Genomic DNA, 13234 nt, shown 5'->3' on the forward strand with positions numbered 1-13234 from the left:
ATGGGCGCGGCGCGGCGCGGGTTCGGGCGGCAGAGGTTCCGGGGTCGGGCGGCGGCCCTGTCGGGGGCGCTGCTTGCGGGGGGGCTGCTGTCCGGCGCCCTGGCGCAGACCCTGCCGGACCCGCCGGAGTGCGGCGCCACGGAGGCCCTGCTGGAGGTCGTGGTGGGCGGCGCGCCGCGCGGCGCGGTCGCGGTGCGGCTCAGTCCGGACGTGACGGCGTCGCTCGTGCCGCCCGACGTGCTGCGCGGCGCCGAGGGCGGGTACGTCGCGGGGACGGTCACCTGCGACGGGTTGCCGTTCGTGCGGCTGTCCAGTCAGGTGACCGTCTCGTACGATCAGCCCCGGCAGCGCCTGCTGATCCGGCCCCGCCTGGACCGCCTGCAGGGGGACACGCTGAACCTCGCGGGCGTGGCGACGACCACGGCCCCTCGCGGGCAGCCGGTGTGGGGCGTCGAGTACGGCGTGGACGCGCAGGCGACGTACGCGCTGCGCGGCGACGCCCCGGCGACGCTGGCCGCGAGCGTGAACGCGGACCTCGCGGGCGCGGCCGGCGCGTGGAGCGGATCGGTCGGGGCGCTGCTCGAACGGACGGACGGGTCGTGGCAGGCGCAGCCGCGCGCGCAGGTGGCGCTCAGCGTGACGGACCGGGTCAGTGTCGGCGCGGCGTGGAACGCGCAGCCGCTGGAAGGCAGCCCCGGCCTGAGCGGCAGCGACTTCCGCGGGGTGGGCGTCGCGGCGCAGGGGGGGTTCACGCTGCTCGACCCCGAACGGCGCGTGGAATTGCCGCTGGAAGCGGACGTGCGGGTGTTCCTGGACGGGGTGGAGGTCGCCGCGCGCCGCGCCGGGCCGGGCGTGCTGCGCCTGACGGACATTCCGCACCCGGCGGGCAGCGCCGCGACGCTGCAGGTCGAGGTGACCGACGAGACGGGCGTGCGCGTGCAGGAGTGGGTGCTGGACGCCGACCCGGACCCGCTGCCGCGCGGCGCGTACCTCGCGGCGGCGCGGGCCGGGGTCACGCGGGGCGCGTGGGGCGCGGACCTGCGCGGCGAGTACGGCCTGGGGCGCGGGTGGCGGGTGGGTGCCTCGGGCGGCGCGGGGCTGGACGGGACACTGAGCGCCGGGGTGCGCGTGTCCCGCTCTGACGCGCGTGGGGGCGTGCAGGCCAGCGTGCAGGTCAGTTCGCAGGTGCAGGGCGGCGCGCGGACGACCGTGACGACGCTGGGCCTGCGCGGCGAGACGCAACTGGGCGCGGCGCGGGTGTCGGCGTTCACGGTCCTGCCTTTCGGCGCGTGGCAGGACACGCAGCTGGGCGCGGCGCTGAACGCGAACCTGGACCCGTGGACGCTGAGCGTCTCGGCCCGCACGGCCCTGCGGCGGGACGCATGGACGGTGGAGGGCAGCGCGACCCGCGCTTTCGGGACAGTCGGGAACGTGACGTTCAGTGCGGCGGCGCAACCCGGCGGGTGGCGCCTGGGGCTGTCCGGCGGGTACCGCCCGACCGCCCGCTGGGACCTGACCGCCGGGGTCCGCGCGGCGCAGGCCCCGGCAGCGCCGGACGGCACGACCAGCCCGGTCGCGTGGCAGGGCGGGGCGGGCGCGGCGTTTCAGGTGGACCCCGCGAACCGCGTGACGGCGAACGTCACGCGGGACGACCTGACGGTGGGGGGCAGTCACGTGGGGCGCGTCACGGCGTCCGGGCAGGTCGGTCTGCGTGGCGCCCAGGCGCGGGTGCAGGGCGCCGTGGTGGTTCTCCCCGGCGGCCTGAGCGCCCAGGCGACCCTCGGGCAGCGGGCCGTGCTGCTGCAGACGGGCGTGCCGGGCCTGAGCATCATCCTGGGTGGGGCGTTCGTGGGCCGCACGGACGCCTCGGGCAGCATCCTCCTGAGCGGTTTCACGCCCGGCGAGACGACCGAGGTCCGCGTGGACCTGCGGGACGCGCCGTTCGGCGTGCAGGTCGGCACGGACCGCCGCGTGATCGTGCCGCCCCAGGCGGGCCTGCTGGAACTCGACTGGCGGTCGAACTTCCGGGTGCTGCGCTGGGTGCAGGTGCGCGGCGCGGACGGTCAGCCCGTCGCGGAGGGCAGCGTCACGGTGGACAGCGGAACGGTTGGCAGTGGGACGCCGGGCAGCGGGACGGTCCTGCTCGACGACGAGGGCTACGGCCTGTTCCCCGCGCAGACCGGGCCGGTCCGGGCCGAGGTGCGCGCCGCGACGGGAGAGGTGCTGTGCACGCTGGATATCGCACCGGGCGCTGCGGAGGTCCACTGCCCGGCCGGGGTCACGCCCTGACCGGGAGAGGTCGGGGCGCGGGTTCTCACGGGAATGTCGACGAGGGGGCTCGCTCGGCTCGGCGTTGAACCGCTGCCCCGTGGCGGACCAGGCCGGGCGCCTATCTCATCAATGGTGCGGACAGGTTCATCACTTCAGGGCAGACCAACCATGAACACGCAGCGTTTACCCCTCCCCCTTGAGGGAGGAGGCTGGGAGGGGGTGAACAGGAATGGCGTTACAGAAGACGTTTTCCATGCTTGTCCCCCCTGGCGCCCGAACAGTGTCCGCATCATTGCTCATACGGGTTCCGTTACCTTTCCCACTCGCTCTGCTGTGCAGCTCCACGAGTCTGCTCGGATTGAACAGCTTTGCAAGCTATTCAATCGGAGTCCGTCTCATACGGGATTCAAGTGATTCCAAATCATCCGGAGTCGCCCGGTGGCCCCCTCACCCTTCCGTCGCTTCGCTCCACTGCTGCGCAGCTCTGCGAGTCCCTCCCTCTCCCACAGGGGGAGAGGGGACAACGGAAGGCAATCACGTTGGAAGCAAGTCAATTTAATCCCGTATCAGTAGTAGATGAGTTCGGCGCTGTCGGCGGCGCTGCCGGTGCCTGCGGTGGGCACGCGGGTGTAGACGTTCAGGGTGCCGCCGCTTGGGTCTTCGCTGGTGGCGTTCAGGCGCCACTCGCCGCCGGGGAGGCGGCCGGACAGTTCGGGCAGGGTGCGGGGGTCGGTGGGGCTGAAGTCCTTCGTGCAGCGCAGGGCGAGGGTCTGCTCGTCCACGCGGCTGACTTCGCATGCGGCGCGGACGGTGACGCGGATGGGGATGCTGACCTGGGCGGCGGTGGCGGTGGTCAGGAGTGCGGCGAGCAGGGTCAGGGTGGTGCGGGTTCGGGTCATGTGAGGGTCCTCCTGGCGGCGCACCTGTAGTGGGCCGGTGTAGGGGCAGCGTACGGAGGGGGGTCGTGCGCGTTCCTTGCGGGAGGACGACATGAAGTGCGGTTTCTGACACTCGGGTCAGCTGGTGTCACGCAGGGGAAGGGCGCTGCCGAGCGACTGGGCGCGGGGCGGGGGCCGTTCGTGGTGCAGTGGAGGGCCGGTCGAAATGGTCGTTTCACCAGGTATTCACCCTCGTGCCGCACCATCAGGGCATGAAAGGACATCTGGTGGTGGGACTGGCAGGCGCGGCGCTGTTGACTGGGGCTCCGGCGGTGGCGGCGGCGTACGCGGCGAGGGACGGCTCAGCGACGTTCACGCACACGGTGCGCTTCATCCCGGTGCGGGGCACCATTGCGGGGGTGACGGCCAGCGTGAGCCTGGACCCGACGAATCTCGCGGCGACGACCGGCAGCGTGACGGTCCCCGTGGTGAACCTCAAGACCGGGATCGGCCTGCGCGACACGCACGCCAAGGGCGCTGAGGCGCTGAACACCGCGAAGTTCCCGAACGCGACGTTCAAACTGGAGAAACTGACCGGCGGGAAGCTCGTGGAGGGTCAGACGCTGTCCACCACAGCGTCCGGCACCCTGACGGTGAAGGGCACGTCGAAGACTGTCAGTGTGCCGGTCAAGGCGACGTTGCAGGGCGGGAAGGTGAACGTGAGCACGCAGTTCAAGTTCAATCCCTTCGATTTCGACGTGCGTTACCCGGGGAGTAGCGATTCGGTGACGGTGGACGTGGCGTTCGTGCTGAATGCGGGTTGAGGTCTGCTGCAGACCGTTGACGACGGGGTGGCTCCGGCCCCCCCTTTTTTTGGACCGGGTACACGAAGCGCTTGGTGTACAGGTGACACGAACAGAGGATCGTGAGACCCGCGTTACACTGCGACATGCGAGGTCACCCGCCCCAGCACTGGGGGCGGCCCTCACGACTGGAGGCACAGCATGAAAGTAGGGATTAACGGCTTCGGCCGCATCGGCCGTCTGGTGTTCCGTGTTCTGGAAGCTCGCGGCGTTGAAGTGGTCGCCATCAACGACCTGACCGACAACAAGACGCTCGCCACCCTTCTGAAGTACGACAGCACCGCCGGTAAGTTCGACGGCACCGTCGAGTACGACGACGCGTCCCTGACCGTGAACGGCAAGAAGATCCACGCGCTCGCCGAACGCGACCCCGCCGCCATCAAGTGGGGCGAGATGGGCGTGGACATCGTCATCGAATCCACCGGCATCTTCACCACCCGCGAGGGCGCCGGCAAGCACATCGAGGGCGGCGCGAAGAAGGTCATCATCACCGCGCCCGCCAAGAACGAGGACATCAGCATCGTCCTGGGCGTCAACGAGCAGGACTACGACCCCGCCAAGCACCACATCATCAGCAACGCCAGCTGCACCACCAACAGCCTCGGCGCGCCCATGAAACTCCTCGATGAAGCCTTCGGCATCGAGAAGGCCATCATGACCACCGTGCACAGCTACACGAACGACCAGCGCGTCCTGGACCTGCCGCACAGCGACCTGCGCCGCGCCCGCGCCGCCGCCGTGAACATCATTCCCACCAGCACCGGCGCCGCCAAGGCCGTGTCCCAGGTGTACCCCGCGCTGAAGGGCAAGTTCGACGGCACCAGCCTGCGCGTGCCCACCCCGGTCGGCAGCATCAGCGACGTGGTCGTCATCCTGGGCCGCGACGTGACCGCCGAGGAAGTCAACGACGTGTTCCGCAAGGCCGCCGAGGGCAGCCACAAGGGCATCATCAGCTACACGGAAGACCCCATCGTGCTGCAGGACATCGTCGGCGACCCGCACAGCGCGATCATCGACGGCGGCCTGACCATGGCCATGGGCAGCCTCGTGAAGTTCTTCAGCTGGTACGACAACGAGTGGGGCTACAGCAACCGCATCGCCGACCTGACCCAGCTGGTCCAGCAGAAAGGCTGATCGCCCACCCCTGATGGTTGACAGAGCGGTGGCCCGTCCATCCTCTGTCAACCATCACCTTTTTCCCCGGAGAGACGACATGCAGAACCTCAGTCAGCTGGATGTGCAGGGCAAGCGCGTGCTGGTGCGCGTGGATTACAACGTTCCCGTCAAGGACGGCGTGGTGCAGGACGACACGCGCGTCACCGCCAGCCTCCCCACCATCAGCGCGCTGCTGGAGGCCGGCGCGCGCAACGTGATCCTGATGAGCCACTTCGGCCGCCCGAAGAACGGCCCCGAGGAGAAGTACAGCCTGAAGCCGGTCGCGCCCGTGCTGGAGAAGGTGCTGGGCCGCCCTGTGACGTTCATCGCGGGAACCGCCGACAGTGACGAGACCCTGGCCGCCGTGCAGGCCCTGCCCGAGGGCGCGGTGGCGCTGCTGGAGAACGTGCGCTTCAGCGCGGGCGAGGAGAAGAACGAAGAGGGCCTGAACGGCAGGCTGGCCCGCCTGGGCGACGCGTTCGTGCTGGACGCCTTCGGCAGCGCCCACCGCGCGCACTCGTCAGTCAGTGGCGTGGCGGCGCAGCTGCCCCACGCGGCGGGCACGCTGCTGCAGACCGAGGTGGACGCGCTGGGCAAGCTGCTCGACGGCGCCGAACGGCCGTACGTGGTGATCATCGGCGGCGCGAAGGTCAGCGACAAGATCAAGGTCATCGAGAACCTGCTGCCCCGCGTGGACAAGCTGCTGATCGGCGGCGGCATGGCGTACACGTTCATCAAGTCGCAGGGCGGGAAGATCGGCGACAGCATCCACGAGGACGACCAGCTCGACCTCGCGGCGCGACTGCTGCGCGAGTACGGCGACAAGATCATGCTGCCCGTGGACGTGATCGCCGCTGACGCGTTCAGCGCCGACGCGAACACCCAGGTGGTCGCCAGCAACGCCATTCCTGACGGCTGGCAGGGCCTGGACGCGGGCCCCGAGACGGTCACGCTGTACAGCGAGGCGCTGAAGGGCGCGAAGACCGTGTTCTGGAACGGTCCGCTGGGCGTGTTCGAGTTCGCGAAGTTCGCGGGCGGCACGAACGCCGTCGCGGCCGCCGTGGGCAGCCTGAAGAACCAGGCGTACACCGTCGTGGGCGGCGGGGACTCCGTCAGCGCGATCAACAGGAGCGGCAAGGCCGACCAGATCGACCACATCAGCACCGGCGGCGGCGCCAGCCTGGAACTGCTGGAAGGCAAGGCCCTGCCCGGCGTCGAGGCGATGAAGTAAATCCGCACCGGGGCGGCCGCCGCGCCTCCCTGCTCACCTGCGGCGTGTCGCCGCGGCCGCCCGTGACATGCTGGGAGCCGACATGACCACCACCGACGTCCAGCACCGCGATCACACCGCCCTGACCGAGGAGTTCGCGCGGGCGCTCGTGGCGCACCTGAACCGCCTGCGGGCCGAGTCCCACCCGGACGACCCACCCACGGACCCGGCGAACGTGTGGGGGCAGATGCAGCACCTGCCGCCCATCCTGGAACTGGATTTCTGGACGGTCGAGGACGGCGGGACGATCGTCGCGCACGCGCGCACGCAGGCGTTCACGGTCGGGGAGAACGGGCATCTGGCCGAACTGGAGCTCATGGTCTCCCCTGCCATGCGGGGTCGCGGGCTGGGCCGGACGCTGATGGGCCACGCGGCGCGCTCAATGCAGGCTCGCGGGCGGACGCTGCTGCTCTCGCAGACGAACGACCGCGTGCCCGCCGGGGAGGCCTTCGCTCGTCGCGCCGGGTTCCAGCCGGGCCTGAGCAACCACGTGAACCGCCTGCTGCTGACGGACATCCCGGACGGCCTGCTGGACGCGTGGACGACCCGCCCGGACGACGGGTACACGCTGGACGTCTGGACGGACGGCGTGCCGGAAGCGGACCTGGACGCGTACGCGGAGCTGCTGAACGTCATGAACAGCGCCCCGCGCGACGACCTGGACGTCGAGGACCACCGCACCACCCCCGAGGAGGTCCGCTCGATGGAGACCCTGACCCGCGCCGGGGGCCGGGTGGCGGTCGTGGCGGTCGTCCGCGCGCCCGACGGGACGCTGGCGGGCCTGACGGACGTATCGTGGCGGCCCGCGCAACCCGGCATCGTCAGTCAGGGGAACACCGGGGTGCTGCCCGCGCACCGTGGACACCAGCTGGGCCGCTGGCTGAAGGCCGCGAACGTCCGCGAGGTCCAGCGGCTCAACCCGCACGCGACCGAGATCCGCACGCAGAACGCGGACAGCAACGGCCCCATGCTGAAGATCAACACCGACCTGGGCTTCCGCCCGTTCATGGCGTCCACCGTGTGGCAGGGCGCCGTGACGGACGTGCTGTCCGGACTTGAAAGGAACTGAAATGAAGAACCTGCTGGCACTGAACTGGAAGATGAACAAGACCCCCACCGAGGCCCGCGCCTGGGCGCAGGAACTCGGTGAGAAACTCGAGGCCGGGCAGGCGGAACTGGCCGTCATGGCCCCCGCGATCACCCTGAGCGCGCTGGCCGCTAACCTCCCCACCGGCGTGGGCTTCGGCGGGCAGGACGTGTCCGCGCACGAGTCCGGCGCGTACACCGGCGAGATCAGCGCCGCGATGCTCAAGGACGTCGGCGCGACCTACGCCGTCGTGGGTCACAGCGAGCGCCGCGACTACCACGGCGAGACGGACGCGGTCGTGGCGGCCAAGGCGCGTCAGGCGCAGGCGAACGGCCTGACGCCCATCGTGTGCGTCGGCGAGAAGCTCGATGTGCGCGAGGCAGGTGAGCACGTGCCGTTCACGCTGGCGCAGCTGGCGGGCAGCCTGGAGGGCGTGGGCACCGACGTGGTCGTCGCGTACGAACCCGTCTGGGCGATCGGCACCGGGAAGACCGCCACCGCCGACGACGCCGAGGAACTCGCCGCCGCGATCCGCGGGGCGCTGCAGGAACGGTACGGTGACGCGGCCGCGGGCATCCGCGTGCTGTACGGCGGGAGCGTGAAGCCGGACAACATCGCCAGCATCTGCGCGAAACCGAACGTGAACGGCGCCCTGGTGGGCGGCGCAAGTCTGAAGGTCGCGGACGTGCTGGGCATGAACGACGCGCTGAAGTGACGCTGATGGCCTGCCCTCCGGGGTGGGCCACTCCCTATTCCTACTAAGTGAATAGTTTCACGATTAATCCATTGCGTGAAAGAATTGTTCTATGTAGCTCCCATTCTCTCACTGCTCGTTCCGAATGAATGCGCGAGGAGCACCTTGACTCTGCCCCCCATCGACTGGCCCGCCCGAATTCCCCGAGCAACCATCGGGACCCTGCTTCATCGTCTCGCAGGCACTTCCGGCCTCTCGCTCTGCCCGTTTTATGCGGGATTGGAGTGACCTGCCTGCAACGTGACTTCGTTGCGTTGTCCCCTCTCCCCCTCTGGGACTCGTAGAGCTGCGGAGCGAAGCGGAAGATCACGTCCCTTGAGCAAGCCCCTCCGCGTCACTGCACTCCGTTTTCGGCTTCAGGACCGTCTGCCGCTCAATCGGTTGGACGTTCGTCCACTTCGGGCGTCGCCACCTGATCCCAGCGCCACGCTCCGGCGCGGGCCATGGCGTGCAGGCGGGCACGCAGGGCGGCGTGGCTGTGCAGATATTCGCGGAAGACCTCCGGGGCGTTCAGGGGCAGCCCGGCCTCCCGCAGCGGCGTCAGGTCCGGCTGCGGGGGCACCCCGGCGCCTTTCAGGAGGGGGTGGCGGGCCTGGGTGCGCTCGAAGGTGCGGCTCAGGCTGTCCACGCTCGCCAGGGCACGTTTCAGGCCGCGTGGGCACTCCCCTGCCAGCGCACCCTGGATGATCAGCAGCGCCTCGCCGAGCGCAGGCAGGTGCAGGTCCAGCGCGTCCTGCCGGTCATGGTCGTGGAAGCGGTGCAGGTACGGGGAGTTCAGGTGCGCGGAGTCCAGACGGTTCAGGAGGGGTTGCAGGTCCCCCGTGAGGCTGGACAGGCCCCGGTCGTGGTCCTGCACGGCGTTCACGATCAGCGCCTGCGCGCCGGGGCCTGCGCGGTGCAGCAGCAGCGCCAGCTCGCGCCGCTCGGACCGGGCCTGCGCGACCGGCACGACGAACGTGATCGCGAAGGTCAGGAGGAAGAACCCGTTGATGGCGGCCACGTCGGTCATGACGCGCCAGAAGGGCAGCGGGGCGATGATCTCGCCGAGGCCCAGCGTGCTGATGGTGTAGCCCACGAAGTAGAAGCACGCGATGAACGTGGCGGGCTGCCCGCTGTCCGCGCCGACCAGCGCACCGGGCTGCGACCAGAAGATCAGGGTCCAGCCGATCCAGGTGAGCAGCGTCCACGCGGTGAGGGTGCCGGTGATGATCAGCGGCGTCGCCCAGGACAGCAGCGCGCGCCGTCCGGAGTGCTGCGCGGCGCGGCGCAGCAGGCCGTACAGCGGGCGGTGGATGGCGCGGCTCAGGCGGCCCTCGCCGGTCTGGATGCACGTGATGATCAGGTCGAGCAGCACCGCCACGACCATCAGCGCGCCGGGCAGCCAGAGAATGGACCTGAGCATGAGGGGCATTCTCGCGGGCCGCGCCGCGCGGCGGGATGCCGTGAACGTGGATGACCCTTCACGGTTCCCGGGCTGGTACAGTGACCCGGAGTTCAGTTCGGTCACGTCCCATCGTCCACGGTGTCTGGGGAACGCGCGCCGCCGCGCCCCGGCGAGTCTGCCCGGGTCGGCGTCCGTCCGGGGCCCCCTCATGATCACCGACTGCTGCCGTGTGAGGTCCGTATGCCTGTCTCCCCTGCCGTGCTTCCCGTCGTTCTCGCGCTGGCCCTGTCCGGCCTGGGTCAGGCCCGCGCGGCCGCCGCGCCCCCCGACCCGGAACTGATCCAGGCGGCGGCCGTGCTGTACGGCGCGGCTCAGGTGGGCGGCACCATCCGCGACTGGTGCCTGAGCCGCGCGCCAGGGGACCGCGCGGTGATCGAGCAGGGGTTCGCGGCGTGGCAGGTGGCGTCGGGCGTGCCGCAGCTGGAGGCGTACCTGAAGGCCGCCGCGCCGGAGGTCCTGCCCCGGCTGCGGGCCCTGGCCGGGGAGCGCCGCGCGCAGACCGAGGCGGCGCTGGACACGGGCAGCGCCTCGCCGCGTGACGACTGCCGCGCCATCCGGGCGCAGCTCGGCACATACGCGAACCTCGCGCAGCTGTACCCGGCGGAGTATGCGCGCACCGCTGCTCTGCGCCAGGGCACCCCGGTGACCACAGCACCCGCGCAGCCCGCCGCGCCCCATGCCCAGGTGGGGGACGGCGGGCCGTTCATCACCGGCACGAACTTCTCGCCGTTCAACCGCGCGTTCGTCCTGAAGGTGCTGGGGGCGGCCGGGGGTCAGGCGCCGTTCACGGCGGGCGGCCCGCTGGGTCCCGGCGCGTTCCGCTGCGTGCGGGAGGACACCGACGAGGACAGCGTGACAGTCGCGGAGTACCGGTACACCCTGAACCTGTACGGGGACGGCGGTGTGCGGGTGGCGCAGGGCAGCGTCCGTCCGCGCAGCGGGGCCGCGTACGACCTGAAGGTGCAGACCGGCACGTACACGTACGACCGGGCGTCGGGCACCCTGAGGGTCAGGGGGGACCGGGACAGTGACCTGCTGGACGACCTGATCGTGCAGTCCGGGTCGTACGACAGCCTGATCCGGAAGGTCACGCTGTTCAACTTCTTCCGGGCGGTCACGGACCGCAGTGGGCGGCGACTGCTGTACGGGCAGCAGGCGTACGGGGCGCAGGCCGACACCACCCAGACGGTCTGCACCCCGGCGGGCGCGCCGGTCGGCGTGTCCCCGGTCGAGCAGGAGCGGCGCGCGCGGGCGGAGGAGGCGCGGATCTTCAACCTCTACCGCGCGGCGCCGGGGCAGGGTCTGAAGGCCGCGCAGATCGAGGGGATCGTCCACGGGTACGCCACCCGCTCCGACGGGATCAACGTGCTGGGCGAGGAGTCGGTGGTCCTGCTGCTGAAGGACGGCCGGGCATACTTCAACCTGCGCTGGACCCCCACCGACCTGAACGTGGCCGCGTCGGTGAAGGGCGAACCGACGATGTGGGGACAGTGGCGGCGCCGGGGCGCGGCGCTGGAGGTGAAACGCGGCGCAACCTGGGCGGCGCTGCCCGGCACCCTGGCCGTCCCTGGCGCCTCGCCCGAGCGGCTGAGCGGCGACTTCGAGTTCTTCTCGGCGTACACCTCGGGCACGCTGATGTCCGGCGCGACCGCCACCACCCGCGTGACGTACTCGTTCCGGCCGGACGGCACGTACACCCTGCGCGGCGGAAGCGCCGTGTACGGGAACCTGAATACCGGCGCCACGCAGACGACCGGCGCGGCGGTCGCCAGTGACCCCACGCGCAGCGGCACGTACCGTTTCGACGGGTACACGCTGGAACTGCGGGACCGGGCGGGGACCGTGACCCGCACCGTGGCGTTCTTCTGGGACCGGTCGAAGACACACCTGTACCTGGGCGACCGGTCGTACACCCGGCAGTGACGGGCAGCAGGGGACGGGGCAGAGGGGGCGCCCGCTGCAACCGTCGGGCGCCCCTCTGCCGCCAGGGTTCAGGTCAGTTCGCCAAAGACCGCGCGGCTGATCACGAGTTGCTGGATCTCGCTGGTGCCCTCGTAGATCTCGGTGACCTTCGCGTCGCGGTACAGACGCTCGACGGGGTACTCGCGGCTGTAGCCGTTCCCCCCGAAGATCTGGATGGCGTCACGCGTGACGTCCACGGCGGCCTCGCTGGCGAGCAGCTTGGCGATGCTGGCCTCCTTGCCGTACGGGCGCCCCTGGTCCTTCAGCCAGGCGGCCTTCAGCGCGACCAGACGGGCGCTCTCGATGCGGGCGGCCATGCGGGCGATCTTGAAGGACACGCCCTCGAATTCCCGCAGGGGCTTGCCGAACTGCTCGCGTTCGGCCGCATAGCGGGTGGCGTGTTCCATCGCGGCCCGCGCGATCCCGAGGGCCTGCATGGCGATCCCGATGCGGCCCGCGTCCAGGCTGGACAGCGCGATGATCAGGCCCTGGCCTTCCTCGCCGACCATGTTCGCCTGCGGAACGCGCACCCCGTCGAAGGTGACGGTGGTCGTGTGGCTGGCGTGCAGGCCGAGTTTCTCCTCGGGCTTCCCGAAGCTCAGGCCCGGCGTTCCGTTTTCGACGATGAAGCAGGACACGCCGCGCGCGCCTTGAGAGCCGGTGCGGGCCATGACGAGGTACGTGTCCGCCTGACCGCCGCTGGTGATCCAGGCTTTCGTGCCGTTCAGCACCCAGTCGTCCCCGTCGCGGGTGGCCTGCAGGCGCAGGCTGGCGGCGTCGCTGCCCGCGCCGCTCTCGGTCAGGCAGAACGCGCCGATGTGCTGCCCGGCAGCCAGGGGGCGCAGGTAGCGGTCCCGCTGCGCGTCGCTGCCGTAGCGGAGGATCATCTGCTCGGGCAGGCCGTTCTGCACGCTGACGATCACGGCGACACTGGCGTCGGCGGCGGCGACTTCCTCCAGGCACAGGGCGTACGTGACGGAGTCCAGGCCCGCGCCGCCCCACGCTTCGGGGACGGTGGCGCCCATCAGGCCCAGGTCGGCGAGGCCGCGCAGCTGCTCGCGGGGGTAGTCGCCGCTGCGGTCGAACTGCGCGGCCAGCGGGGCGATCTCGGCTCGGGCGTAGTCGCGGACGTGCTCGACGATCAGGCGCTGGTCGCTGCTCAGCGCGAAGGACATGCCGTGGTCGGCTTCGGTGACGGTCATATCCCCAGGCTACCAAACGACCGTTAGGCGGCGTCCAGGCCGATCGGGCCACAGGGATCAGGCCAGGGAGATCAGGCCGAGCTGATCAGGTCAGCGCGGCCGCCAGGGCCTCCTCGATGCCGCGCCCACGCCAGCCGGTCTCCACAGTTGCCGCCTCGCCCCCCTGCCAGCGCAGGTGCGCGCCGATCACCGCGCCACCCGCGATCGCCAGCGCCGCGCCACTCAGTGCGTCCAGCGGCGCGTCCGGGCACAGCCGCGCCGCCGCCGTCTTCAGGGCGGGCGCCAGGGGCAGCGGGGGGCGGGTGACGCGGACACGGGCGGGCAGATTCACGCCGCGCAGTGTACCCC

The 13234-nt window shown here is 70.8% G+C and carries 11 protein-coding genes; 7 read left to right on the forward strand and 4 right to left on the reverse strand.

Annotated elements, in window-relative coordinates:
- Positions 1-2289, forward strand: coding sequence for a hypothetical protein (locus EXW95_RS03240; protein ID WP_174366241.1), 2289 nt, complete (start codon positions 1-3; stop codon positions 2287-2289).
- 548 nt (positions 2290-2837) lie between these two features.
- Here EXW95_RS03240 and EXW95_RS03245 read toward each other — a convergent pair.
- On the reverse strand, positions 2838-3170 hold the full coding sequence (locus tag EXW95_RS03245) for a hypothetical protein (protein WP_174366242.1): 333 nt from the start codon (positions 3168-3170) through the stop codon (positions 2838-2840).
- A 251-nt stretch (positions 3171-3421) separates the two neighbouring features.
- On the opposite strand from EXW95_RS03245, the gene EXW95_RS03250 reads away from it, so the two are divergent.
- The 5 genes from EXW95_RS03250 (at position 3422) to tpiA (ending at position 8239) form a co-directional block, all read left to right on the forward strand.
- The gene (locus EXW95_RS03250; protein WP_174366243.1) at positions 3422-3973 is read left to right on the forward strand and encodes a YceI family protein; all 552 of its coding nucleotides are present in this window, start codon (positions 3422-3424) and stop codon (positions 3971-3973) included.
- A 180-nt stretch (positions 3974-4153) separates the two neighbouring features.
- Complete coding sequence (gene gap / locus EXW95_RS03255; RefSeq protein WP_174366244.1) at positions 4154-5146, forward strand: type I glyceraldehyde-3-phosphate dehydrogenase; 993 nt, start codon at positions 4154-4156, stop codon at positions 5144-5146.
- Positions 5147-5225: 79 nt separating this feature from the next.
- Positions 5226-6398, forward strand: coding sequence for a phosphoglycerate kinase (gene pgk / locus EXW95_RS03260; RefSeq protein WP_174366245.1), 1173 nt, complete (start codon positions 5226-5228; stop codon positions 6396-6398).
- 82 nt (positions 6399-6480) lie between these two features.
- Entirely contained in the window at positions 6481-7506 is a 1026-nt protein-coding gene (locus tag EXW95_RS03265) for a GNAT family N-acetyltransferase (RefSeq protein ID WP_174366246.1), read from the forward strand.
- 1 nt (position 7507) lies between these two features.
- The gene (tpiA, locus tag EXW95_RS03270) at positions 7508-8239 is read left to right on the forward strand and encodes a triose-phosphate isomerase (protein WP_174366247.1); all 732 of its coding nucleotides are present in this window, start codon (positions 7508-7510) and stop codon (positions 8237-8239) included.
- Positions 8240-8651: 412 nt separating this feature from the next.
- On the opposite strand, the gene EXW95_RS03275 is transcribed toward tpiA, so the two are convergent.
- On the reverse strand, positions 8652-9680 hold the full coding sequence (locus EXW95_RS03275) for a potassium channel family protein (protein WP_174366248.1): 1029 nt from the start codon (positions 9678-9680) through the stop codon (positions 8652-8654).
- A gap of 222 nt (positions 9681-9902) precedes the next feature.
- Here EXW95_RS03275 and EXW95_RS03280 point away from each other — a divergent pair, with 222 nt between their 5' ends.
- Positions 9903-11645, forward strand: a complete 1743-nt coding sequence (locus EXW95_RS03280; RefSeq protein WP_174366249.1) for a hypothetical protein — start codon at positions 9903-9905, stop codon at positions 11643-11645.
- Positions 11646-11713: 68 nt separating this feature from the next.
- Here EXW95_RS03280 and EXW95_RS03285 read toward each other — a convergent pair whose 3' ends face one another.
- Together EXW95_RS03285 and EXW95_RS03290 are read right to left on the reverse strand one after the other, a co-directional pair.
- Entirely contained in the window at positions 11714-12886 is a 1173-nt protein-coding gene (locus EXW95_RS03285; RefSeq protein WP_305852124.1) for an acyl-CoA dehydrogenase, read from the reverse strand.
- An 85-nt stretch (positions 12887-12971) separates the two neighbouring features.
- Positions 12972-13217, reverse strand: a complete 246-nt coding sequence (locus EXW95_RS03290; RefSeq protein WP_174366250.1) for a hypothetical protein — start codon at positions 13215-13217, stop codon at positions 12972-12974.
- Between the last annotated feature and the right edge of the window lie 17 nt (positions 13218-13234).

The sequence above is a fragment of the Deinococcus sp. JMULE3 genome (assembly GCF_013337115.1).
Lineage (GTDB): Bacteria > Deinococcota > Deinococci > Deinococcales > Deinococcaceae > Deinococcus.

Bases quoted from the DNA above. Each gene is read 5' to 3' on its own strand.
- pgk (WP_174366245.1), top strand. From the start codon at position 5,226: ATGCAGAACCTCAGTCAGCTGGATGTGCAGGGCAAGCGCGTGCTGGTG.
- EXW95_RS03265 (WP_174366246.1), top strand. From the start codon at position 6,481: ATGACCACCACCGACGTCCAGCACCGCGATCACACCGCCCTGACCGAG.
- EXW95_RS03275 (WP_174366248.1), bottom strand. From the start codon at position 9,680: ATGCTCAGGTCCATTCTCTGGCTGCCCGGCGCGCTGATGGTCGTGGCG.
- EXW95_RS03250 (WP_174366243.1), top strand. From the start codon at position 3,422: ATGAAAGGACATCTGGTGGTGGGACTGGCAGGCGCGGCGCTGTTGACT.
- tpiA (WP_174366247.1), top strand. From the start codon at position 7,508: ATGAAGAACCTGCTGGCACTGAACTGGAAGATGAACAAGACCCCCACC.
- EXW95_RS03245 (WP_174366242.1), bottom strand. From the start codon at position 3,170: ATGACCCGAACCCGCACCACCCTGACCCTGCTCGCCGCACTCCTGACC.
- EXW95_RS03240 (WP_174366241.1), top strand. From the start codon at position 1: ATGGGCGCGGCGCGGCGCGGGTTCGGGCGGCAGAGGTTCCGGGGTCGG.
- EXW95_RS03280 (WP_174366249.1), top strand. From the start codon at position 9,903: ATGCCTGTCTCCCCTGCCGTGCTTCCCGTCGTTCTCGCGCTGGCCCTG.
- EXW95_RS03285 (WP_305852124.1), bottom strand. From the start codon at position 12,886: ATGACCGTCACCGAAGCCGACCACGGCATGTCCTTCGCGCTGAGCAGC.
- gap (WP_174366244.1), top strand. From the start codon at position 4,154: ATGAAAGTAGGGATTAACGGCTTCGGCCGCATCGGCCGTCTGGTGTTC.